The sequence below is a fragment of the Sphaerimonospora cavernae genome (assembly GCF_042435035.1).
GTDB lineage: Bacteria > Actinomycetota > Actinomycetes > Streptosporangiales > Streptosporangiaceae > Sphaerimonospora > Sphaerimonospora cavernae.
Map to the genome: position 1 here is coordinate 17,347 of NZ_JBHMQT010000073.1, position 23,048 is coordinate 40,394.

Below are 23,048 nucleotides of genomic sequence, written 5' to 3' on the forward strand. Positions count from 1 at the left end.
GGCTTACGTTCTCGTCGCTCACTTCCCGGCCCCCTGGTCGATCAGCGGCAGCGTGCGCAGCGCCTGGCGCTCGAGTTCGTCGATCTGCCTGGCCCGGTGCGCGCCGAACTTCATGTTCTGGATCTTGTCGTGGAGTTTGACGATGGCGTCGATCAGCATCTCCGGCCGTGGCGGGCAGCCGGGCAGGTAGATGTCGACCGGCACCACGTGGTCCACGCCCTGCACGATGGCGTAGTTGTTGAACATCCCGCCGCTGGACGCGCAGACCCCCATGGCGATGACCCACTTGGGCTCGGCCATCTGGTCGTAGATCTGGCGCAGCACGGGCGCCATCTTCTGCGACAGCCGGCCCGCCACGATCATCAGGTCGGCCTGACGCGGCGTGGCGGAGGCGCGCTCCATGCCGAAGCGGGCCAGGTCGTGCTTGGGGCCTCCGGTGGCCATCAGCTCGATGGCGCAGCACGCGAGGCCGAAGGTGGCAGGCCAGACCGAGTTCTTTCTGGCCCAACCGGCCACCTGCTCGACGGTGCTCAGGATGAATCCGCTGGGGAGTTTCTCTTCAAGACCCATGGCTAGTCCCAATCCAGTCCGCGGCGCCGCCACACGTAGGCGTACGCCACCAGCACGGTGACGATGAACAGCACCATCTCGACCAGCCCGAACAGGCCGAGCTTGTCGAAGGCGACCGCCCACGGATAGAGGAAGATGATCTCGATGTCGAACACGATGAACAACATCGCCGTGATCATGTACTTCAACGGGAAGCGCCCGCCGCCGACCGGCTGGGGAGTGGGATCGATGCCGCACTCGTAAGCGTCCAGCTTGGCGCGGTTCCAGCGCTTCGGCCCCGTGAAGGGCGCGATGCTTACGGAGAACACGGCGAACCCCGCCGCGAGGACCGCGAGCACCAGAATCGGCACATACAGCTGCATGGCTACATGTCCTCGTTCGCTCGATGGATCAGGGCGGTCTGAGTGCAGAGAATCTCATTCATGCGGATGTTCATGCGGATGGAGCCACCTTGGACAGGGCGTTGATGATGCGGTCGGAGGCGTCGCCCCGCCGGTCTGTGAGGTTAGCCAGAAGTTTGAAGGCGAACCTCATCAGAGTTGGATGGGGCAGTCCGTGCCGCGTGGCGAAGTTCATCACCCCGGGTCTGCCGATCGCCTCGACGAACATGCGGCCGAGGGTGAAGTATCCGCCATATGCGTCTTTGAGGATACGCGGATAGGCGAGCAGCGCTCGCTCCCGCTGGGCGGCGGTGCCGCGGGCGAGCGCCTGCACGATGACCTCGGCGGCGATCCTGCCGGTCTCCATGGCGTACGCGATGCCCTCGCCGTTGAACGGGTTGATCGTCCCGCCGGCGTCGCCGACGAGCACCAGCCCGCGAGTGTAGTGGGGTTGCCGGTTGAAGGCCATGGGCAGGGCGGCACCCCTGACAGGGGCGGTCATGTTCTCTTCCGTGCAGCCCCACTCGGCCGGCATGTTCTTCACCCAGCGCCTGAGCAGGTCACGGTAGTCGATGTTCTTGAAGGCCTCGCTGGTGTTGAGCAGGCCGAGACCGATGTTGGCCGTGCCGTCGCCGACGCCGAAGATCCAGCCGTAGCCGGGCAGCAGCCGGTCGCCGTCCCACAGCTCCAGCCACGTCTCCAGGTAGTCGTCGTCGTGGCGCGGACTGCGGAAGTAGGTCCGTACGGCCACGCCCATGGGTCGGTCGGCGCGCTTGTGCAGGCCCATCGCGATCGAGAGGCGGGTGGAGTTGCCGTCGGCGGCGACCACGAGACGGGCCGTGTAACTTTCGTCACCGTCGTGTTCGCCCCTGCCGTCGTGCCGGACCCTGACCCCCGTGACGTGCCCGCTGCGCTCGTCCAGGATCGGACCGGTGACGTTGGCGCCCTCGATCACGTGGACGCCCGCGCTCTCGGCATGCCTGACCAGGATCTCGTCGAAGTCGGCGCGGGTGCGCACCATGCCGAAGTCGGGGAAGCTGTGCAGCTCGGGCCAGTCGAGCTCGAGGCGCATGCCACCGCCGACCACTCGCAGGCCCCGGTTCCTGATCCAGCCGGGACCGTCGATGTCGACACCCATGGCCACGAGTTCCTTGACCGCGCGCGGCGTGAGGCCGTCACCGCAGACCTTCTCCCGGGGGAACCGGGTCTTTTCCAGCAGCAGAACGCGCAGGCCGGACCTGGCCAGGTGAAAGGCGGTGGTGGACCCGGCCGGGCCCGCCCCGACGACGATTACGTCGGCGTCGACCCCCCGCTGTGCACGGGCTTGCTCGGCGCGACCACTTGTTCGCTCGCTTCGCTCGGCGCGCCTGCCTGTTCGCTCGCTTCGCTCGCTCACGGGGGACCTGTCCTGTCAGGGAAGGAAGGCCTCGGGGGCCCTTCGTGCTTTTGTGAACAACTTCACAAACTGTCGCGCCGCAGTCTAGCTCCTATCGATCGGTCAGGTGTCAGACGGGTGGCCGCACCGCTCTGTGGAGCGCCACGATGCCGAGGGTCAGATTGCGCCAGGCGATCTTCTCCCAGCCCGCTTCTCGAATAATCTCGGCCAACGCGACCTGGTCGGGCCACTCCCGGATCGACTCCGCGAGGTATTCATAGGAGTCCGGATTCGAGCTGACCAACCGGGCCACCGGCGGCAGCAACTTCATCAAATACTGATGATAGACCAGGTCAAAGGGCTTTACGACCGGTGTGGAGAACTCACAGATCACCAACCGCCCACCCGGTTTGGTCACCCGCATCATTTCACTCAGAGCCTGCCCGGTATGCGCCACGTTCCGCAGCCCGAACGAGATCGTCACCGCGTCGAAAACCTGATCGGCGAACGGTAGCCGCAGGGCGTCCCCCGCGACGAAGGTCACGCCGCGTACGCCGCCGCCGTACAGCCCGGAGCCCCCGCGTCGCAAAACGCCGGTACGCAGCATGCCGAGCGAGAAGTCACACGCGATGGCCCGCGCGCCGAGCGCGGTGAACGCCTCGGTCGAGGTGCCGGTGCCGGCGGCGAGGTCGAGGACGAGCTCACCGGGGCCCGCGTCGACCGCCGTGGCGGCGGCCTTCCGCCACGACCGGTCCATCCCAAGGGAGAGGACGTCGTTGACCAGGTCATACCGCCGGGCCGTGCGATCGAACATCGCGGCGACCTCGTGCGGCTGCTTGTCCAGCGATGCGCGCGTCATGGACGCAAGCCTAGGTGTACGCCCCGGTCCGCGCGGTCGCCGCCGTCCGGCCACCGGCACCGGATGAGCGGAACGTAGTTCGCCGATTACGCTCAGTCTGCTAGAACTTGGGGAATGCGCGCGAGAAACGTACTGGTCACCGCACCGGCCACGGCAGCCCTCGGGGTAAAGACGTTCCTGACCGCAAAGAGGGGCAATTGGTGGGAAGCCACACGAGAGAGACTCGAGCATGAGTACCATGCCCGAGTCGACCCGTTCCCAGCCTCCTAGTCCTCTCTCGCCCCCCGGCGATTCCCGGTGATCCGCTGACTGACCGCGTCGCGCTGCTTGGACAGCAGCACGTAGCTGGCCAGCCCGCTCACCAGGAAGGCCGCGGCGAGCAGCAGGAGGCTGCGCATGCCGACGAGATACAGGACGCCGACGGCGACGGCGAACAGGCCGAGCCGTGAAAGGGTGTAAACGACAACCGGACGCACAGCGTCGAGGTTACGTCACCCTGTCGGCACGGCTGACTCTCTTCGCATCCGGTGCGAGCGCTGCTAGGGTTCACATCAAGGCGCTTTTGTAAAGAAACACCCATGAGCGCCCCAAAGATGCTCTATCATATAACAATCGGGCACTGAGCCGGTAACAACCCGTGATCTTCTGCGAAAACCACGGATAAATCAGGCTTCGCTCGGCACACTGGTTAACCTGTCCGCCCGCTGCAGGACGCGGGACGCGAGGGGGAGAGATTGTGGAGAGTAGCAGCGAGCGACTGCTGACTCCTGGAGAGGTTGCCGCCCTCTTCAGGGTCGACCCGAAGACCGTGACCCGTTGGGCCGCGGCCGGGCGCATCAGCAGTATCCGTACCCCCGGGGGGCACCGGCGCTTTCGTGAATCGGAAGTGCACGCCCTCCTTCGCGGCGAGGACGTCCTGACGGCTGACCGGCCGAACGGCGACTCACCGCGAGTCTGACACAGGTAGGTAGCAGCATCAGGTGATCCTGCGCAACACCCGGAAGGCGCAGGGTCACCAGGTCAGTCTGCCCCGACCGGCATCGTCCTGCTCTTGTGCCGGCCGAACCTGCTCGACTCAGTCCTGCTCGGCCTTGAAGGCCAGGAACTCCCGCTCGAGTTCGTCGTTCTCGGCCAGCCAGCGGCTGCGCCGCCGCTCCGCCTCCTCCTCGGTGACCGACTCGGCCGCCCAGCGTTCGTAATCGGGTTCACCCGGGACGATCTCCACGTACGCGTTGCCGATCAGACGGCCGTCATCGCTGGTCAGCGATTGAGGCACACGGAGTGTGCCGTCATCGAGCCGGATCACATACATCCGAACTCACCGTCCCTAGATTCCGTAACGCCGGTTGAAGAACAGCATGACGCCCAGTGCCGTCCGCGTGTCGCCGCCGAGCATGTCCACCAGGGCCGGGCGCTGCCGGGACGCGATCGCCGCGAACGCGTCGGCGAAGAACTCCTTGCGCCCGAGGCCGTCGGGCTGCCGGTGGAACGACGACGCGAGCAGCGGCAGGCACTCCTCGTAGAGGGCGGCGAACTCGGGAGAGTCGGACACCCACTCCCCCGGGCCCGCGTCCACGTCGTCCAGTGCGTGCCCGACCTCGTGCATCATCACGTCAGGCGTCGGCGACGGCCGGTCCCCCACCACGATCTTGCGGTCACCGTACGCGCCGGCGCAGACATCCCACGTCGCCCGCCCCGACGGCAGCGGCGCACCGCGCAGGTAGCCCATGTCGTCCAGGTCGGGCACCCCGCCACGGCCGACGTAGATCCCGTCCAGCCCGATGGCCAGCTTGGCCTTGAGTCGCTCCGGCAGTCGCGCCAGGCTGTCGACGGCCCGTACGGCATCCGCCGGGGGAGACCCCTCCGCCGCGTCCCACTGCCGGTAGAGGATGCGCTCCAGCGGTCCGCAGTGCCGACGGCCGTCTCCCAGGTCGGGAACGTCCGGCGGATGCGGCCGGGCTCGCAGGGGCTGGTCATCGAGTTCGAAGTCGTGCCACGTGTACTGCGGCCGGTCGTCCACCACCGGTGCGGTCACCGTGTGCACCCGCTCCACCGAGCGTTCCGGTGACCATTCCCCCGGCCACTCGCCCGCCCAGTCGGCTACCCAGTCGGCTGCCCGATCCGCTGACCGCTCCGACGCCCGTTCTGCAATCCGTTCCGTAGTCCGTTCCCCGGTCCGTTCGCGCTCACGTGGCTGCTCCGGGACGTCCGCCCTGCGACGCGACGACATGTACAGCCCGCGCTGCCACCACCGCGTCCCTCGCCGGTGGCGGCCTCTGTCGGCCGGCTCCGCCATCAGTCCCCACTTATGCTTGACGTTCGTCTCCGCACGCTCTGTACCGGTCCACCGTACGATGCCGTCTCGGCCTCGTCACCCGGAACGACTGTTCGGGATCGGCGTGACGGTCAGGTGGTGGCATGGCTTACCGTGTGGGCATGCCTAGCGTGGTTATCGGTCTGGCGCTGCTGGCGTTCTGGCTCTACTGCCTGTTCGATGTGATCACGACCCCCGAACAGGCCGTACGGAACCTGCCCAAGGTGCTGTGGGTCCTCATCGTGGTGTTCCTCGCGGACCTGGGCGGCCTGTTCTGGCTGATCCTCGGCCGTCCCGCTGCCGCGCCCGCGGCCGTACGGGAGCCGAGGGAGACCTTCGGACCGCTGGGAGGCCGGGGGACCGCGAGAGCCCAGGCCCCCCGTGGTCCGGACGACGACCCCGAGTTCCTCCGCCACCTGGAACGCCGCCTCCGCGAGGAAGACTGAGAATCAGACGGTCAATCAGACGGTGAGGTCGAACCGCCGTCCGCTGCGCCATTCGACCAGCATCACGGTGGCGTCGTCCTGAAGGCTGCCGCGTTGATGTCGCAGGATGGCGTGGATCAGACGGCGTACGGTCTCCGGAGCGGAGATGCCGTCGGCCTCCCGCTTGATGATGAAGTCGGTGAAGCGTCCCAGCCCGAATCGCTCCCCTTCGGGGGTCCGCGCCTCGGTGATGCCGTCCGTGTAGAACAGCAGCCGGTCGCCGGGCTCGAGTTGATAGCGGGGAAGCCTGCTCGCGGAGCTGAGGGCGAAGCCCATCGGCAGGTCGGGCGGGCTGTCCAGAACGGCGGCGACCCGTCCGTGCCGCAGGACCAGCGGAGGGAGATGCCCTCGGTTCACCCACGTCAGCCATCCGGTGCGCAGGCTCAGGTCGGCCAGGATGCCGGTGGCGAACCGGGACCCGGCGAACTGGTCGGAGATGGCCTCGTCGATCGCGTCACTGACCGCGAGCAGGCCGATGTCCCTGCGGCGGTTGTTGCGGTACGACCCCAGCGCGATGGTGGCGGTCAGCCCCGCCGAGGTGTCGTGCCCCATGGCATCGAAGATCGCCATATGCAGGACGTCGTAGTCGAGGCCGTAGTCGAAGGCGTCTCCGCCCACGAGGTAGGCCGGCTCCAACTCGGCGCTGACCGTGAACGTGTCGGTGGCGAAGGTCCTGACCGGCATCAGCGTCCACAACACCTCAGCGGACAGGTGCATGTCGTCTGTGCGCACCAGTCGCTTGTAGGCGTCGCTCGGGTCACGCTTGCTCATCACCATCAGGGCGACCAGCGAGCCCAGCTCGACCACCCGACGCTGGGCGGTCTCGTCGACCCGGGGCACGGTCACCCCCAGCACGCCGACCCGTTCGGTGCTGTCGAGCAGCGGCACCCACAGACGGCGGGCGTCGCCGCTCGCCACCGACTCGGCGAGCTCGGCGCGGTCGGCGTCGGAGTCGGTGGCGGGACGGACCTGGACGATCACCAAGTTGCGGTAGGCGCGCCCGGCGAGGGTGGTGTCGATGGGGATGCGCTTGAGCGGCTCTCCCGACGCGTCCCGCTGGCCGGGCAGCGGCATGAGGTACCGCCCCTGCAGGTCGGTCACATAGATCATGACCTCGGTGAAGCCGATCGGCCGGACATGCTCGGCGACCACCTGGGCCAGATCCCTGAGCGGGGTCAAATGGTGTAAGCGCACCAGCCTGCCCAGGATCCGCTCGTCGGCGCATCCGCACCCGGGCACGTCTTCCCCGCCCACCTGCGTCAACTCCCCGGCGGACGCCACTCGACCAGCATCATGGTGGCGTCGTCATGGAGACCACCCAACTGGTGGTCCATGACCGCGTGGATCACTCGCCGCACGATCTCCGGCCCCGCCAGCCCGTCGGCTTCGCCGCGCAGGACCAGATCGGCGAATCGCTCCAGGCCGAACCGCTCCCCGGTGGGAGATCTCGCCTCGGTCATGCCGTCGGTGTACAGCAGCAGCCGGTCGCCGGGCTCGAGCCGGCGGCGGGCGAGCCCGGCGGCCGGGCCCAGACTGAAGCCCATCGGCGGATCCGGCGTGCTGTCCAGCACACCGGCCACCCGTCCCTTCCGCAGCAGCAGCGGCGGGGGGTGCCCGCGGTTCACCCAGGTCAGGCTGCCGTTACGGATGTTCAGATCGGCCAGGATGCCGGTGGCGTACCGGGAGGTCGAGAACTGGTCGGCGATCGCGTCGTCGATCGCGTCGCTGGCCGCGAGCAGTTCGATGCCCTGGCGTCGGTTGTTGCGATGGGACGCCAGCGCGATGGCACTGGTCAACCCGGCGGAGGTGTCGTGCCCGATGGCGTCGAAGATCGACAAGTGCAGGGTGTGGCCGGCGAGGGCGTAGTCGAAGGCATCCCCACCGACGGCGTAGGCCGGCTCCAGTCCGGCGCTGACCGCGACCACGTCGGTGGCGAAGGTCCTGGCCGGCATGAGGGTCCACAGCAGTTCTGCGCCCACGCGCATGGAATGACCGCGCACCAACTGCTTGTAAGAATCACTGGCGTGACGCTTGCCCGCCACCACCAGCGCGATCAACAAGGCCAGGTCGGTGACCCGGCGCTCGGTGACCTCGTCGGCCACGGGCGCGGTCACCCCGAGCACCCCGACGCGTTCGACTCCGTCCACCAGCGGGGCCCACAGGCGCACCGGACCGCCGACTCCGGCCTGCGGCGGCTCCGCGGCGACACGAGTGGGATCTGCCTGGACGATCTCCACATTACGGAAGGCGCGGCCTGCCAGCGTCGTGTCGATGGGGATCGGATCCAGCAGTTCACCGTGCGGGTCGCGCTGGCCGGGCAGCGGCAGGAAGGACAGATGTCGCAGATCCGCCACATAGATCATCAACTCGGAGAAGCCCAGACGCGCGGCGTGCCCCGCCGCCAGGGCCGCCATCCGCTCCATGGGCACCAGCGGATGCGCGCGCAGCAGATCGGCCAGGACGACCGCGCCCTCAGCGTCACACGCAGTTTGATCGGCCACAGGAACTCCCCCGACTTCGCTCCTGTCCCTCTTTCCCTACCCAGAATCGCCCATGCGGAAGCGAATGTCTCTAACGGGGCACGTCGGCATACGAGTGGAGGCCGGACAGGAAGATGTTCACCCCGATCAGATTGAACAGCAGGCACGCGAACGCGACGAGCGACACGATGATGGCGGCCTTCCCGCGCCATCCGGCGGTCGCCCGGGCGTGGAGATAGGCGGCGTACACGATCCAGGTGATGAAGGACCACACCTCCTTGGGATCCCAGCCCCAGTAGCGGCCCCATGCCCGGTCCGCCCACAGCGCCCCGGCGATGACGGCGAACGTCCAGATGGGGAAAGCGATCACGATCGCGCTGTGCGCGATGCGCTCGAGGTCGGCCCGGGCGGGCAGGACGGACGGCCGCCCGTCCCGGCGGATCAGGTAGAGGATCGCGCAGACGCCGGCCAAGGTGAACAGCCCGCTCGCGGCGATGGCGGCGCTGACATGGATCGCGATCCAGTACGAGTGCAGCGCGGGCATCACCGGCCCGGCCTGGACGTGCAGGAAGAGGACGGCGAAGCCGAGCCCGAGTGCCGCGGTGACGGTCACGAACGCGCCGAGGAAGCGGATCGGCCGCCGCACCAGAACCACGAGGAACGTCGTGACGGCGGCGAAACACAGCGCCACCACGAACTCGTACATGTTGCCCCACGGCCAACGATCGGCGGCGAGACCCCGGGTGAGGATGCCGGCGAGGTGGCCCGCCCACGCGATCCAGGTGAGGACGACGGCCACGCCGCCCGCCCGTACGGCCCAAGCAGCCGGCTCAGGCTCGGTACGGCTCCCGCCCTCGGCCGTGTCACCTGCCGCATCAGCCGACGCCTCGTCGTCACCGACGTCACCGCCACCACCACCGGCGCGAGCGCCGACCAGTTCACGCCGGGTGGCGACGGCGGCGGCCGCCGTCCGGGCCCTGCCGAAGGCGAGTTCCAGCGCGAACCCGATCATGGCAGCCAGATAGAGCAGGACGGCGGCCAAAATGAGCTGGTCGCTCAGCGTTGCCAGTCCCTGGTTCACCTGCGTGGGCATATTCACTACTCCTCGCGAAGCATGGTGACGATCTCGGCGAACTCCGCGGAGAAGGCCGCACCACTGCCTTCGGTGCGGGTCAATCCTCCCACCGTGACCTTCCCGTCCCGCACCCGCACCCAGACGCGCCGGCGGCGGATGGTCAGGGACAGCACCAGCCCGAGGACGGCGGCGGACGCGGCCAGCAGCGCGGGCAGCCGACCCGGGTCATAGGTGGTCTGCAGGCTGATCCACTCCCTGACGCCGGTGAACTGGATCTTCCCGGCGCCGTCGGCCAGTTCGAGGGTGTCGCCGACGGCCAGCGGCTTGGGCTGGGCGGACATCTTGCCGAGCGGCTTCAGCCCGTCGGTGTCGAGCTGGTAGACCGACTGCGGCACACCCGACTTCATGCCGAGGTCTCCCCCGAACGGGAAGATCTGCACCGTCGGGTTGACCGCGCCGGGGAAGACCGAGACCCACGCGTCGCCGTTCGGCACGGTGGTGGGCAGGAAACGGCCCAGGAAGCCGAGCTGCAGCGGCTGGGCGTCCGGGGCCTTGATGACGCACTCGGACGTGTAGGTGGCCTGGTCGGCGGCGAGACACGGCACCGGTCCCTCGTAGGCCACCTGGCCCTTGCCGTCGGTCACCTTGAACGTCGGGGCGTAACCGTGGCCGATGAGGTAGGTCAGCGTGCCGTCGACGTCCAGCGGCTCGTTGACCTTGAGGTCGAAGTCCCGCGGTGTCGATGTCGGGGATTCCTGGACCGAGAGCTTCGCGCTGTAGTCGAGCGGCTGGCCCTGTTTGGCCCCGGCCGCCACATAGGTGGCCTCGAAGTCCTTCAGCGTGAACGAGAACGGCCGCAGCGACTCGGCCGACACCCGCTGCCCCGGCATGAACCGGTCGTAGGCCGCCACCACGTTGGCGAAGCCGTCACCTTCGACCACGAGCACGTTGCCGCGGTAGCCGTACAGCGCGCCGGCGCCGACCGCGAACAGAATCGCGAGCAGCGCGACGTGGAAGAGCAGGTTGCCGGTCTCGCGCAGGTAGCCCTTCTCCGCCGCCACCCAGTCGGACCCAGAGACGACCCGGAACTGCCTGCGGCGCAGCCGTTTCGCCGCCTCCTCGACGGTCAGGTCGCCCTCGAAGGCCTCACCGTGCGGCAGGCGCAGCAGGTTGCGCGGGGCGGCCGGGGGTTTGCGGCGGATCTCCTTGACGTGGAGGAGGGCGCGAGGCAGCACGCACCCGGCCAGTGAGATGAACAGCAGCAGGTAGATCGCGGCGAACCAGGGTGCGCTGAACACGTCGAACAGCCAGAACCGGTCGAGCCATTTCGCCGCGGTCGGACTGTCCTGGAAATACCGCGCGACCTGGCCGGGGTCGACGCCGCGCTGCGGGTAGATCGACCCGGGGATCGACGCGAGCGCGAACAGGAACAGCAGGATCAGCGCGGTCCGCATCGAGGTGAGCGTCCGCCAGCCCCAGCGGAGCCAGCCGACCACCCCCAGCCCGGCCGGCCGCCTGGAGTCCGCCGCAGCCTGTTCGACCGGCTGCTCCTCGACGGGCGTCTCTTCAACGGGCTCCGTCGCTTCGGTGTCGCTGGGCATGTTGTCGCGCTGCGCCGTCATCAGATCACCGGCTCGAATCCGGCCACCCAGCCCTGCAGGCCGGCGATCACGGAACCCCACAGACCGGTCACGAGCAGCACGCCCACTGCGACGAGCATGGCACCCCCGATGCGAGTGATGAGCGGCGTGTGACGACGCACCGCCTTGAACGCGTGCAGCGCCTTCCGGTAGGCGAGCCCGGCCAGCACGAACGGAAGGCCGAGGCCCAGCGCGTACGCGAAGGCGAGCACGGCCCCGCGTACGGCGCTGCCCTGATCGACCGAGAGCGTGAGGACCACGGCCAGCGTCGGCCCGATGCAGGGTGTCCAGCCGAGTCCGAAGACGATCCCGAGCAGCGGCGCTCCGGCGAGCCCGGCGGCCGGGAGCCGGTGGATCCGCACGTCCCGCTGCAGACCCGGGATGAGCCCGAGGAACGCCAGTCCGAGGACGATCGTGACCGCGCCGAGCACGCGCGTGATGACCTCGGCGTTGCCCAGCAGCATGCCCCCGAGGCCGCCGAAGAGCGCGCCGCCGAGCACGAAAACGGCCGCGAAGCCGAGCACGAACAGCGCGCTGCCCAGCACCATCCGCCCCCGCTTGGGATCCCCGCTCATGCCCGTGACGTACGACAGGTAACCGGGGACCAGCGGCAGCACGCACGGGGAGACGAACGACACCAGGCCGGCGATCACCGCGATCGGGACGGCCACCAGCAGCGAGCCGGACGCGACCGTCGTGCCGAGGTCACCCATCGGTCACCGGCCGCCTTCGTCGGCCACCCTGGTGACGGCGGCCAGCAGGTCGTCGTACTTGACCTTGCCGAGGGCGCGGGCCGCGATGCGGCCCTTAGCGTCGATGATCAGAGTCGAGGGGATCGCGGCCGGCGGCACGGTGCCCTGGAAGGCCAGCAACACCTTTCCCCTCGGGTCGAAGATGCTCGGGTAGCCGGGCTGGACGCTGCGCTCGAACGCCTTGGCGGATGCCTCGAGGTTCTTGAAGTTGACCCCGACGAACTCCACGCCCCTGGGCTTCGTCAGGGCCGCGATGTCCTTGAGCACCGGCGCCTCGGCCCGGCAGGGGGCGCACCATGACGCCCAGAAGTTCAGCACGTAGATTTTGCCCGGCTCCAGCTTCGCCGTGCCACCGTCCAGCGTGGGCCCCTCGATCGCCGGGGCCGCGTGGCGCTGGGCGGCGTCGAAGAACTCCATCCGGCCGTCGCCGGCGATGAACCGCGTGTCGCCGGATTTGGGCTGCGCGGCCTGATTGCCCGCGCAGCCCGCCAGGGCCGTGACGGCGGTCACGGCAAGCATCGCGGTCACGGCCAGGCTCTTGACGCGCCTCTTGACAGGCCTCTTGGCGGACACGGAAAGAGGATCTCCCTGCACTACGATCGGTAGAGCTTCCAGCCTACCGATCGGCTACCGTGCCCCGTCCCACAGCCCCAATCCGACAAGCCTCAATCGGACAAGCCTCGATCCGACAGGCCCCCGCCGGGGAGCTCGGTCCTCAGCCGGTCTCCTTGAACATCGCGGCCTCACCCTGCGGCGGCGTACCTCTCACCAGTGCCCCCGCGGGCTCGCTGTAGCCGACGCTGACCAGACGGTCGCCCTCGAACGTGAAGCTGGTGAGGCTCGCCAGCGCGCACTGCCGGCGACGCGGGTCGTGCCAGAGCCGCCGCCCCTCCGCCGCCAACCTGGTGACCCAGATGGGCAGTTGGTGGCTGACGAGCAGCGCCTCGTGACCGCGCGCCCGCTCGCGAGCGTCGTCGATGACCGACTTCATCCGCGCCACGACCTCGACGTACGGCTCGCCCCAGGATGGGCGGAAGGGGTTCATGAAGTGCCGGTAGCGGCGGGGATCGCGGAAGAGCGGCCCACCGCCGCCGACGCGCAGGCCCTCGAAGACGTTGGCCGCCTCGATCAGCCGCTCATCGAGTCCGATCTCCAGCCCCAGCATTCGGGCGGACGGCGCGGCCGTCTCCTGGGCGCGCTCCATCGGAGAGCTCAGGACGGCGACGATGTCCCGGCCGGCGACCGCCTTGGCGACCGTCTCCGCCATCCGCCGCCCGAGTCCGGACAGGTGGTAACCGGGCAGCCTGCCGTACAGCACCCCGGTGGGATTGTCGACCTCACCATGGCGCAGGAGGTGGACGACGGTCATCTCACTCATGGTCCCGACAGCCTACAGCGCACGCATGCCGGAGGGCTTCGACGGCCGCGCGGATGGCCGGCCGACGGGCCGCGTCGGTCCGCCAGATGGCGTAGATCTGCCGCGTGGGCGGCGGTTCGATCTCCAGTACGGCGACGCCCGGCGGCAGCGGGCCGCGCCCCAGCCGGGGGATCAGCGCGCAACCGTGGCCGCCGGCGACGAACGCGAACTGGGTCGGATACTCGTCGGCCATGCAGACGATGTGGGGCTCCCGCTCTGCCGATCGGAGCAGGAACGTCAGGAAGTCGTGGCAGACCGTGCCCGGCGACGAGCTGATCCAGTCGTCCCCGGCCAACTCGGCGATCCGCACCGCGCCCGAACCGGCCAGCGGGTGGCCGATCGGCACCACGACGTCGGCGACGTCGTCGAGCAGCGTCGCACGCGACAGACCGTCGGGCAGCGCCAACGGACGGTTGAGCCAGTCCTGCACCACGGCGAGATCGATCTCGCCCCGGGAGACCTCGCGGATCTGCCGCTCCGGCTCACGCTCGTAGACGAGCAGGTCGAGATCGGGATGACGCTCCTTCAGCGTGGACAGCGCACCGGGCAGGATGCCCCGGGCTCCCGTCGGGAAGGCGGCCATCGTCAGCTTGCCGACGACCGTGCCCCGCAGCGCCTCGAAATCGGCCTCAGCGGTCTCCACCAGGGCGAGGATGCGCTGCGCGTGATCGGCCAGCAGGCCGGCCGCGTCGGTCAGCCGCACTCCGCGTCCGCTGCGCTCGACGAGCACGCTGCCGGTCTCGCGTTCGAGCTTGGCGATCTGCTGGGAGATGGCCGACGGGGTGACCAACAGCGCCTCGGCCGCCGCGCCCACCGACCCGTACACCGAGACCGCGTGCAACGCCTTCAGCCGATTCAAATCCAACATGTAAGCCAGACTAAAACCAAATCCCCAAAAAGTCCCACCTGCACTCAACCGTCGCGTCGGGCTGTATCGATCTGGCAATCAATGGCCCCCTGCTGAAGCGCACCATGCTGGCACCGGCCAGGGGCGCGCATGAAGACTTCGGCGTCAGCAGGCGATGCCGAGGTCTTTGCGCGTCCGGGTCAAGAAGGCGGCCACCGCGACCTCGCGACGCCAGGGGGCCAGGGCGGTGGTGAACTCGCGGACGTAGTCCAAGGCGCGTGCGGAGGCCACGCGGGCGAGGATGTCGACGGAACGGTTGCCGAGCTGAAGGGCCCGGTCAAGGTCGCGCGCTTGCAGATGCGTGGTCGCGACGATGGCGAGCCGCATCCCGACCGAGCGGGTGAACACGCCGGGGGCCATAGCGGCGGCTTGCTGGTTCCATACCAGGGCGGCCTTGGGGTTGTTGAGATCCCGGAAGACCTCGGTGGCGTCCGCTGACAGCCGCGCGTGGGTATAGAAGTCGATCCAGGCGGGTTCGTCGCCGGTCTCGCGGGCCTGGCCGAGGAGCGTTTCGGACGCGGCCAGCGCCCGGCTGGCGGTCCGCGCGTCGTGGGTGCGTGCGTGAGCCCGGGCTTCGATCAGCTTGGTGAAGGCCAGCACCCGAGGGGATGCGCTGTTCTTCGCCCGTTCAAACGCCCCTTGGACCATGTCCACGGCCTCATCGGCGAAGCCGCGCAGCAGCGACTGCATTGCCATGGTGGTCAGCACATAGCAGCCCAGCTGCACGTCCCCGCCCGCACGGGCCAGGCGAAGCGCCTGGATGAAGTGCCGCTGGGCGGCGTCGTGGTGGCCCATGTCGAAGGCGGCCCATCCGGCCAGGCGGGATAACTCGGCGGTGACGGAGAACAGCTCGCGGCCGACCTGGTCGCCATAGGAGCCCTGCAACAATGGCGCGGCCCGGCGCTCCAGGCAGGCGGTCACCGAGCTGGCCTTCCAGCTGCCACCCCCGAATTTGGAATCCCACCGGCGAGCTTCGTCGGCTGCCTGCCGCAACTCTTCGAGATCTGCCCGGCCGACGCGCCGGCTGCCGCGATGCGCGGCGGTGGGGTCGGTGGGGGCGGCCAGCCAGCGGATCACGGGGGTAGAGAAAGCGGAGATGGCGAAGCTGGATCCGGTGAGGAAGTCGCGGCGGTTCACGGTGCTCCAGAACGAGGTGGCGACGCGCACGGCGTCGGTGGGGTCTCGCGGGAAATCCAACCCCACTTCCGCGTCCGGTGTCTGCACTCCCTCCATCCCGATCTCAGCCAGCGAGACCGGACGGCCGAGCCGTTCACCGAGAGCTCGAGCGACCAGCTTGGGGACCGGCCATCTCGGCGTCATGCCGCGAGCACACCAGTTGGCCACCGAGGTATGCGAGTACTCCGTTCGCATACCCGCGTCCTGGGCGAGCTGATTGATCCGCGCCGCAAGCGATTTACGGCTCGCGCCGCTGGCTTCGATCAGCCGGGCCAGGTCCGTGTTCGATGGACGGGTCCGGCGGACGGTCGACGCCATCGCGCCCCCTCTACCGTTGCCGACAACGCTGTCAGCACGCGCATGTCCGGTCACCCACGGTATTGCCTTACCAGCGCCTTGTGAACCCTGACTGCGATTTGTGAGCCCCCTTGTGAGCCCTCCCCAACGCCTGCTTCGGGGCGCTGTGATGAAACCCGGCCCCCCGCTCGGGGGATCAGCCGCACCGGCGGGGGCCGCCGCCGAAGCAACCCCCATCAACCGCGGGAGGCACCACCATGCGCTCAATCGCCCACCTGGCCGGAGCCGACCGGGCCGCCCAGACAGTTGCCAGGCAGGACGGTCGAACCGCGCACAACCTGCTGCACGTGAACCACCGCCCGGGCGGGATCATCCTGCCGGGGCGCGCCCACCGCAGGACGGCCACGACGTCAAATGGCCATGATCCAGGAGCATGGATGGACCCCCAGGGCCACTGGCCGACACACCACCGCCCGGCGCGCATCGCCGCGGATCACTGCCAGGTCACCGTCGCCGCCTGGCCGTTGAACCGCGAGCACGGCCCGCAGCAGGTCCGCCGACTGTTGCGCTCGCAGGTCGGCGAGTATCTCGACGACCGGGCGATGGGAGAGGCGGAAATCGTGGTCAGCGAGCTGGCGACCAACGCGTTCATCCATACCGACGGGCCGTGTGAGCTGCGGATCGTCGATCACGCGGGGGTGCCCCTGGTCTGCGAGATCGTCGACGCCGGCGACCAGGAGGACCTGATCGCCAAACGGCTCGCCGAGGCCGCCACGCCGTTGGTTCCCGCTGCGATCGCCGACCAGGCCGATGGCGTGACCCGCCTGGATGAAGGCGGCTTCGGCCTGGGCATCGTGGCCAGCTTGACCAAAGGACAGTGCGGCGTCCACCCGGCCCGGCTGCACCCCAGCGGACGCGCCGGCAAGGGCGTCTGGTTCGCCGTCCCCGCCCTGGTGTGCGGGCCTCATGAGACCCCGCGATCCCCGGGCGAACCAGGAGTGATCATTACCATTCCCTGCCGCTGATCGCTCCCGGGGGCACGGATCTCGGGGGGCGCGGTCCCCATCCACCGTCCCCTCACCAGCCCGTTTCCCGCGCTTGTCTTGCTCATTCGGTTCCTCCTGCTCAGTCCCCGACACCCAGCAGGCGATGCCTGCTGCCCGCAGCCCGGAGGCGATCATGCCTGACCCATCCGCGCCCTGCCTGCCCGCCTGTGATCTGTCCAGCACCGGGCAGGCACGACACCAGTGACCACCGCGATCCGCAGCGCGTTCGGTGATCTACCGCTGCCCCTGCACGAGTTGGACGCCGTCTCCCCGCACGACCTGACGTCCCTGCACGGATTCCTGGCCCGGCACCTGCCCGGCCGCGCGACGGTGACCGGGACGGTGGACCGGCGCCTGCTCGTGGTGGAAAACACCCTGCGTCCGGGATGGACCCTGGCCGACCTGTCCGGCCGCGAGCACGCCAGCAGGCAATGGCCCGCCTGGACCGGCAGCCACATCACGCTGGGCCATCCCACCTCCTGGCTGTCGGACGCCGAACTGACCACGGGCGCGTTCGACCGGTTCCTGCGGCCCCGCGTGCTGCTGGTCGCGCTCTACCATCCGGAGTACTTCCCGCTGCCGCGTTTTCCGCTGGCGATCTCCGACATCGCGCGGGCGGCACGGGCCACCTTGATGGGCCACGTCGAGCTGATGGACATGCAGCTCGCCACCACCCTGGCCGACATCGTGGCCCGCGCCGACGGGCTCCAGCCCGACATCGTGGGGATCTCGGCGACGTTCGGCCAGCACGATCTGATGATCGAACTGCTGGACCATCTCACCACCCGGGACTCGCCACCGCTGATCCTGGCCGGCGGCAGCCTCACCGTCCGCAACGAACGCCTGCTGCTGGCGCGCTACCCCGATTTGGTGATCGCACGCGGGGCGGGCGAGCCCACCATCCAGGACGTTCTCGCGCACTGGCACGGCGACCTGACCTTGGACCAGGTCCGCGGCATCGGCTACCGCGGCAGCACCCAGCGCGGCCCGGGCACCCACACGATCGGCCGCGCCCGCCGCACCCCGAACGTCGCCAACCGGCAGCAGACCGACATCTGGCCGGAGCTGGACCTGCTGGAACGCACCTTCGCCTGCGGCGGCGTCGCCCAACTGGAAACCTCCCGCGGCTGCACCAGCGCGTGCTCGTTCTGCCCCCGCGGCCACAAAGGGCACTGGGCGGGTGCCACCCCCGAGGGGCTGGAATGGGTACTGCGCGAGTTCAGCGGCGTCTTTGACCGCCATCCGGGCGTCTCACGCACCCTCTATCTGGTCGATGAGGAGTTCATCGGCCGCGACGCCGGGGCCGAGGAGCGCGCGCTGACCATCGCCCGTACCCTGCACCGCCACGGCTTCGCCTGGGAGACCTCCTGCCGCGTCGACCAGGTCGTCTGGCCCGGAAAAGATCGAACCTGGCATCTGGAGCGAGCCCGGCTCTGGCGGGACCTGGTCACAGGCGGGCTGCGGCGCTGCCTGTTCGGCGTCGAGTCGGGAGTGACCTCCATCCTGGAGCGCTTCCACAAGGAAACCACCGGCGAGCAGAACGCGCTGGCCATCCGGACCCTGTCGGCGCTGGGGGTCCCGACCCGCTTCACCTACATCACCTTTGACCATCTGATGGGCGCGGACGAACTGCACGCCACCCACGCCTTCCAGGCCCGCACCGACCTGGTCCTCAAACCGCTGCCCCATCTGAGCGTCGAGCAGATCGTCGACGGTGTCCGCGATGAGGACTTCGTCGCCGCCCACAGCCGGGGCGTCCCGTTCTTCACCGAGATCAGCTACATGCTGGTGTCGATGGAATGCCTCATCGGCGCCGCCTACACCCGAAAAGTCACCAACGCGGGCCTGGCCGGGCAGGCAAGCCCCTCGATGGGACGCATCGACGCGGACTTCGCCGACCGGCGCATCGGCGTGCTCAGCCGCTGGGCGCAGCAGTGGGTGGACCGGAACTTCGCACTGGACTACACCCTCAAATCACTGGAGAAAGTCCTGGACGCTCTGCCCCGCCGCACGGTCCGCGCCGCCCGCCAGGTCCTCAAGCACGCAGCGTTCGACCTGTTCACCGCCATGCTGGCCCTGCTGGACGACACCGGCCACGACCCGGGGGAGTTGGAGGTGCTGGAGGCCCGTTGCCGCGCTCACGCCGCGCGTGCTCGCCGGGCTCAACCGGCCGGTGTCGGCCATCGGCGCCGGGTGCTGGACCATTGGCGGACCCGCCGTCAACGGCCAGGTGCCCATCGGATGGGACGGCGTGAACCCCGACCACGCCTACACCGGCCTGGTCCGCGCCCACGAGTTGGGCGTCACCCTGTTCGACACCGCCGACGTCTATGGGATGGGCCGCTCCGAACGGCTACTGGGCCGCCTGCTGCGCCAGGTCAACCGCGACGACCTGGTCATCTCCAGCAAGGTCGGCTACTTCGCCGGGACGGCCGAGCACCCCTACCACCCCGGCCAGATCCGCCGCCAGCTCGATGCCACGCTGACCAACCTCGGCACCGACCACCTGGACATCTACTTCTTCCACAGCAACGACTTCGGCCCCGCAGACCGCTATCTGGACGAAGCGATCGCTCAGATACGTCACCTGCAACAAAAGGGCCTGGTCAGGGCGATCGGCATGCGCGCCCCGCACGTCTTCGCCGAGCAATGGGCACACGGGCCGTCACCCTCACCTGCGGCCCTGCGGTTCCTGACCTTGTTCGAGCGGATCAGGCCGCAGGTGCTGACCGTCCGCTACAACCTGCTCTGTCCGGACTACACCGGCGGTGAGACGGACATCTTCGACTTCGCCCGCCGCCACCGCGTCGGCGTCATCATCAAACAAGCCCTGGCCCAGGGTCTGCTCACCGGCCGGCACCTGCCGACCCTGCCTCGCAGGTTCAGCGGCCACGACCACCGCAGCACCGATCCGACCTTCCGGCCCGCCGCGATCGCCGCGATCCACAAGGCGCTCAACCAGATCGCCCGGCACTTCGGCGGGCAGCCCGCCGACCTGGTGCGGCTGGCGCTGCGCTACGCCCTGCACCGTGACCCCAGCTCCCCGGTGCTGGTCGGCTTCAGAGACAGCACTCAGATCACCATGAACCTCACCTGCCTGGGGGAATCCCTGACCACCCCGGAGATCAACCTGCTGCGGTGCCTGGCCGAGCCCGCCGCCCGCGCCATCGCCACCGATCACGCCGATCGGCCACACACCCGGCCACCTACGGCTTAACCTGCCGACGGCACGACGAAGTCCAGAGGCACCGAACGCACAAGAAGGGACGCCGATGCAATACACCGAGGTCGAGCAGAAATACCAGGTGAAAGACATCGCCGCGCTCAAAACCGCGCTGGAGAAGCGGGCCGCCAAGCCCGGCTCGACGACCCGCCAGGTTGACACCTACTACAACGCCCCCCATCGCGACTTCCTCGCTCCCGACACCGTCTCCGAATGGCTGCGCCTGCGAGAGTCCGACCACGGCGACTCTGTCAACTACAAGCAGTGGCTGCCCGCCGGCGCCGTCATCAAGACCCACTGCGACGAGTTCGAAACCCCGGTCGAGGACATCGAGGCCCTGCGCCGCACGCTCCAGGCCCTGGATTTCACCATCCTGGTCACAGTGGAGAAAGTTCGCGAGGAGTGGGTGGTGCCCGGCCTGGTCGAGGTCGCCTTCGACACCGTGACCGGCGCGGGAGACTTCGTGGAGTTCGAGTTCAAGGGCGAGGCTGCCGACGCCGAAGCCGCCATCGCCCAACTCGACACCTTCATCGCCAGCCTGGACGTCGAACTCGGCGAACGCATCAACCGCGGCTACCCCCACATCCTCCTGGGCCGGGAACACTGAACCGAACTGCGCCACCGACACGACCCACCGATAGCCGGCGACCGCCTGGATCCCTCACGACACCGTAGGTGAACGACGTGAACAGCGCACCGGAGTACTGGCCTGCCCCTCCCCCAAAGGGATGGACTGCGGACGACCTCGATCATCTGCCTTCGGATCGCCCCGACGGCGAGCCTGACTTCTTCGAGCACGTCGAGTTGATCGATGGAACTCTTGTCTTCAGGGCACCCCAGCAGCGGCTCCACCAGCGGCTCGTCCACGAGTTGACCGCGTGCCTCGACTCCCAGGCTCCGGCACAGCTCTCGGTGTTGCACCGGATGGACGTCAAACTCGGGCACCGGACACGCCCGTGCCCGGATGTGGCGGTCATCGACGCCGAGGCCGCGGCGGACATGGCCCGCACCTTCTATGAGGCGCGGGAGGCCCATCTCGTGATCGAGATCGTCTCCCCGGAGTCGGTGGAGCGCGACCGCAAGCTCAAGCCGCAACGGTACGCGGAGGCGGGCATTCCGCACTTCTGGCGGGTGGAGGAGAACGAGGGCAGGCCCGTCGTCTACGTCTACGAGCGTGACCCGGCCACCGGTTCGTACGGCCTCACCGGCATCCACCACCGCCTGCTGACCATGTCCGTACCCTTCCAGATCGAGATCGATCTCGACTCACTGGTCAAGTAGTGGTGCATCTATCGGGTTTGTAGACCCTATCTCGGGCCTTCTGACACCTGATATCTACGCAGGAAGACAGGAAAGAGGTACGGTGAGCCCAAGAAGGGAGCTTGCCATGCTTCTCAGCTTCCGGTTGGCGAACGTTCTCTCGTTCCGAGACGAGCAGCAGTTGTCACTGATCGCAACAGAGTTGAACGACGGCTCAGCGCGGCCCGTACCCATCCGGGAGGGGAGACGTCCGGTGTCGGTCGTCCCAGTGGTGGCCATCTATGGAGCCAATGCCTCCGGCAAGACCAACACTCTGGCCGGACTACGTCTGATGCGTGAGGCTGTACTGAGGTCCGTAGCGTGGATCAACGAGGAGACCCCCCTCCGGCGCATCCCCTTCGCCCTCGATCCCAGATGTGCTCAGGAGTCGTCCTTCTATGAGATAGACCTGGAACTCGGCGGAATCCGTTACACGTACGGGTTCGAGATCGATGACGAGCGCGTACAAGCCGAGTGGTTGCACGCCTACCCCAAGGGCCGACGCCAGATCTGGTTCGACCGCGACGGAGATGAGATCCACTTTGCCGGGGAAGGCTTGCGTGGCGAGAAGCAGGACCTGGTGCGCAAGACCCGGCCTGACGCCCTGTTTCTCGCAGTTGCCGCGGAATGGAACAACGAGCAGTTGCTACCCGTGTTCGAGTGGTTTCGCGACAATGTCTGGTTGATCAGCCCGGAACAGGATCTACCGGGGCGTCAGAGGTTCACCCAGGAGAGAGCGACCCGTGACGGACAGTTCAGAGATCAGGTGAGCCGCCTCATGGCGGTCGCCGATCTGGGGATCGTCGGATTCGATCTGAATTCACTGCGGCGCGGAGAGCTACGCTTCCTTCACCGGGCCGAGGAGCACACCGCGTCTCTCGAATTCGCACACGAATCGATGGGGACGCGGTCCTGGTTCGCGATGGTCGGGCCGCTGCTCGATGCATTCCAGCAAGGCGCCCTGGTCCTTGTGGACGAACTGGATGCCAGCCTCCACCCGACGATGGCCGCCGAGGTGATCCGCATGTTCGAAGATCCCGAGGTCAATGCCCGTGGCGCCCAGATGGTCTTCACGACTCATGACGCATCCCTGTTGCGTCCCCTGGCCGGCGGCGAGCGGATCCTGGATCGAGACACGGTTTGGATGACCGAGAAGGACTTTCGAGGGTCCACTCAGCTTTACCCCCTGTCGAGTCTGCGACCGCCCCCGCGCCCGAACGAAAACCTCGAACGGGGCTGGCTTCTCGGCCGCTTCGGTGGTTCCCCCCGCATCGCACCCGGCGAACTCGTGCGGGAGATCGGAGAGGCGCTCGCGTGAGCCCTGACAGGGTCAAGAAGAAGCGGCAGCGTGGGACCAGTCTCCGGACCCAACCACCGCCACGAGAAGTCAACCGAGTGTTCTACGCCGTTGCGGAAGGCAGGGTCACGGAGTACAACTACCTGACCATGCTGCAGAACGAGTTCTCACAGCGTTGCTCGTTCCGCATCGACATGCCCGGTCTCGGATCCCGAGGCGACGACATGACTCCGACACGGGTAGCCGAATTCGCCTTGGCTGTGGCCGAAGAGGACGCTCGTCGTCCTGAGCGTGAGCGGTATGCGGAGATCTGGGCGATCTTCGACAGGGACGAACGTAAACAATCAGCGGATACGCGCGGTGCTTTCATGTGATAGCGGATAGTGACCGCCTCTGGGCGTGCCAGGGTGAACGGACGCCGGGAGTCATGCCGTGCCGGGAATGGGCGGCATCCAG

24 protein-coding genes and 1 pseudogene are annotated in these 23,048 nt (G+C 68.3%); 9 read left to right on the forward strand and 16 right to left on the reverse strand.

Annotated elements, in window-relative coordinates:
* Positions 1-18: 18 nt before the first annotated feature.
* The 5 genes from ACFHYQ_RS29125 to ACFHYQ_RS29145 form a co-directional block, all read right to left on the reverse strand.
* Complete coding sequence (locus ACFHYQ_RS29125) at positions 19-570, reverse strand: NuoB/complex I 20 kDa subunit family protein (RefSeq protein ID WP_204013133.1); 552 nt, start codon at positions 568-570, stop codon at positions 19-21.
* 2 nt (positions 571-572) lie between these two features.
* Entirely contained in the window at positions 573-932 is a 360-nt protein-coding gene (locus ACFHYQ_RS29130) for an NADH-quinone oxidoreductase subunit A (protein ID WP_394304350.1), read from the reverse strand.
* A 70-nt stretch (positions 933-1,002) separates the two neighbouring features.
* Positions 1,003-2,241: a geranylgeranyl reductase family protein gene (locus ACFHYQ_RS29135; protein WP_394304371.1), complete on the reverse strand. Its 1,239-nt coding sequence runs from the start codon at positions 2,239-2,241 to the stop codon at positions 1,003-1,005.
* Positions 2,242-2,455: 214 nt separating this feature from the next.
* On the reverse strand, positions 2,456-3,184 hold the full coding sequence (locus ACFHYQ_RS29140; RefSeq protein WP_394304351.1) for a demethylmenaquinone methyltransferase: 729 nt from the start codon (positions 3,182-3,184) through the stop codon (positions 2,456-2,458).
* A 266-nt stretch (positions 3,185-3,450) separates the two neighbouring features.
* Positions 3,451-3,660, reverse strand: a complete 210-nt coding sequence (locus ACFHYQ_RS29145; RefSeq protein WP_394304352.1) for a DUF4229 domain-containing protein — start codon at positions 3,658-3,660, stop codon at positions 3,451-3,453.
* 260 nt (positions 3,661-3,920) lie between these two features.
* On the opposite strand from ACFHYQ_RS29145, the gene ACFHYQ_RS29150 reads away from it, so the two are divergent.
* Positions 3,921-4,142, forward strand: coding sequence for a BldC family transcriptional regulator (locus ACFHYQ_RS29150; RefSeq protein WP_036325312.1), 222 nt, complete (start codon positions 3,921-3,923; stop codon positions 4,140-4,142).
* Positions 4,143-4,259: 117 nt separating this feature from the next.
* Here the strand turns inward: ACFHYQ_RS29150 and ACFHYQ_RS29155 are convergent, their stop codons facing one another.
* Entirely contained in the window at positions 4,260-4,496 is a 237-nt protein-coding gene (locus ACFHYQ_RS29155) for a hypothetical protein (RefSeq protein ID WP_204013155.1), read from the reverse strand.
* 15 nt (positions 4,497-4,511) lie between these two features.
* Positions 4,512-5,480 carry a hypothetical protein gene (locus ACFHYQ_RS29160; RefSeq protein WP_394304353.1) on the reverse strand — a complete coding sequence of 323 codons (969 nt, stop codon included), beginning with the start codon at positions 5,478-5,480 and terminating at the stop codon, positions 4,512-4,514.
* A 140-nt stretch (positions 5,481-5,620) separates the two neighbouring features.
* Here ACFHYQ_RS29160 and ACFHYQ_RS29165 point away from each other — a divergent pair, with 140 nt between their 5' ends.
* Positions 5,621-5,944: a PLD nuclease N-terminal domain-containing protein gene (locus ACFHYQ_RS29165; protein WP_394304354.1), complete on the forward strand. Its 324-nt coding sequence runs from the start codon at positions 5,621-5,623 to the stop codon at positions 5,942-5,944.
* Between the two features lie 15 nt (positions 5,945-5,959).
* Here the strand turns inward: ACFHYQ_RS29165 and ACFHYQ_RS29170 are convergent, their stop codons facing one another.
* From ACFHYQ_RS29170 to ACFHYQ_RS29210, 9 genes are all read right to left on the reverse strand, one after another.
* Positions 5,960-7,264: a PP2C family protein-serine/threonine phosphatase gene (locus ACFHYQ_RS29170; protein ID WP_394304355.1), complete on the reverse strand. Its 1,305-nt coding sequence runs from the start codon at positions 7,262-7,264 to the stop codon at positions 5,960-5,962.
* Positions 7,243-8,484, reverse strand: coding sequence for a PP2C family protein-serine/threonine phosphatase (locus tag ACFHYQ_RS29175; RefSeq protein WP_394304356.1), 1,242 nt, complete (start codon positions 8,482-8,484; stop codon positions 7,243-7,245). Before ACFHYQ_RS29175 ends, ACFHYQ_RS29170 begins: the two co-directional genes overlap by 22 nt.
* 70 nt (positions 8,485-8,554) lie before the next feature.
* Positions 8,555-9,556: a c-type cytochrome biogenesis protein CcsB gene (gene ccsB / locus ACFHYQ_RS29180; RefSeq protein ID WP_394304357.1), complete on the reverse strand. Its 1,002-nt coding sequence runs from the start codon at positions 9,554-9,556 to the stop codon at positions 8,555-8,557.
* 5 nt (positions 9,557-9,561) lie between these two features.
* Positions 9,562-11,160, reverse strand: coding sequence for a cytochrome c biogenesis protein ResB (gene resB, locus ACFHYQ_RS29185; RefSeq protein WP_394304358.1), 1,599 nt, complete (start codon positions 11,158-11,160; stop codon positions 9,562-9,564).
* The gene (locus ACFHYQ_RS29190) at positions 11,160-11,891 is read right to left on the reverse strand and encodes a cytochrome c biogenesis CcdA family protein (RefSeq protein ID WP_394304359.1); all 732 of its coding nucleotides are present in this window, start codon (positions 11,889-11,891) and stop codon (positions 11,160-11,162) included. The genes resB and ACFHYQ_RS29190 overlap by 1 nt, the downstream gene beginning before the upstream one ends.
* A gap of 3 nt (positions 11,892-11,894) precedes the next feature.
* The gene (locus tag ACFHYQ_RS29195; protein ID WP_394304360.1) at positions 11,895-12,503 is read right to left on the reverse strand and encodes a TlpA family protein disulfide reductase; all 609 of its coding nucleotides are present in this window, start codon (positions 12,501-12,503) and stop codon (positions 11,895-11,897) included.
* 142 nt (positions 12,504-12,645) lie between these two features.
* Positions 12,646-13,308 (reverse strand): histidine phosphatase family protein, encoded by a 663-nt coding sequence (locus ACFHYQ_RS29200; protein ID WP_394304361.1) that lies wholly within the window; start codon positions 13,306-13,308, stop codon positions 12,646-12,648.
* Positions 13,301-14,215, reverse strand: a complete 915-nt coding sequence (locus tag ACFHYQ_RS29205) for a LysR family transcriptional regulator (RefSeq protein ID WP_394304362.1) — start codon at positions 14,213-14,215, stop codon at positions 13,301-13,303. Before ACFHYQ_RS29205 ends, ACFHYQ_RS29200 begins: the two co-directional genes overlap by 8 nt.
* 144 nt (positions 14,216-14,359) lie before the next feature.
* The gene (locus ACFHYQ_RS29210) at positions 14,360-15,748 is read right to left on the reverse strand and encodes an NsdA family TPR-like regulatory protein (RefSeq protein ID WP_394304363.1); all 1,389 of its coding nucleotides are present in this window, start codon (positions 15,746-15,748) and stop codon (positions 14,360-14,362) included.
* Positions 15,749-15,984: 236 nt separating this feature from the next.
* Between ACFHYQ_RS29210 and ACFHYQ_RS29215 the strand changes: the two genes are divergently transcribed.
* The 7 genes and pseudogenes from ACFHYQ_RS29215 (at position 15,985) to ACFHYQ_RS29245 (ending at position 22,966) form a co-directional block, all read left to right on the forward strand.
* Positions 15,985-16,752, forward strand: coding sequence for an ATP-binding protein (locus ACFHYQ_RS29215; RefSeq protein WP_394304364.1), 768 nt, complete (start codon positions 15,985-15,987; stop codon positions 16,750-16,752).
* A gap of 558 nt (positions 16,753-17,310) precedes the next feature.
* Positions 17,311-17,673 (forward strand): annotated as a pseudogene (locus ACFHYQ_RS29220) (cobalamin-dependent protein); the annotation flags it as partial.
* Positions 17,674-18,496: 823 nt separating this feature from the next.
* Entirely contained in the window at positions 18,497-19,990 is a 1,494-nt protein-coding gene (locus ACFHYQ_RS29225) for an aldo/keto reductase (RefSeq protein WP_394304372.1), read from the forward strand.
* Positions 19,991-20,045: 55 nt separating this feature from the next.
* Positions 20,046-20,603 carry a class IV adenylate cyclase gene (locus ACFHYQ_RS29230; protein WP_394304365.1) on the forward strand — a complete coding sequence of 186 codons (558 nt, stop codon included), beginning with the start codon at positions 20,046-20,048 and terminating at the stop codon, positions 20,601-20,603.
* A gap of 77 nt (positions 20,604-20,680) precedes the next feature.
* Positions 20,681-21,277 (forward strand): Uma2 family endonuclease, encoded by a 597-nt coding sequence (locus ACFHYQ_RS29235; protein ID WP_394304366.1) that lies wholly within the window; start codon positions 20,681-20,683, stop codon positions 21,275-21,277.
* A gap of 106 nt (positions 21,278-21,383) precedes the next feature.
* The gene (locus tag ACFHYQ_RS29240) at positions 21,384-22,613 is read left to right on the forward strand and encodes an AAA family ATPase (RefSeq protein ID WP_394304367.1); all 1,230 of its coding nucleotides are present in this window, start codon (positions 21,384-21,386) and stop codon (positions 22,611-22,613) included.
* Positions 22,614-22,690: 77 nt separating this feature from the next.
* Entirely contained in the window at positions 22,691-22,966 is a 276-nt protein-coding gene (locus ACFHYQ_RS29245; RefSeq protein WP_394304368.1) for an RloB domain-containing protein, read from the forward strand.
* The last annotated feature ends 82 nt before the right edge of the window (positions 22,967-23,048 follow it).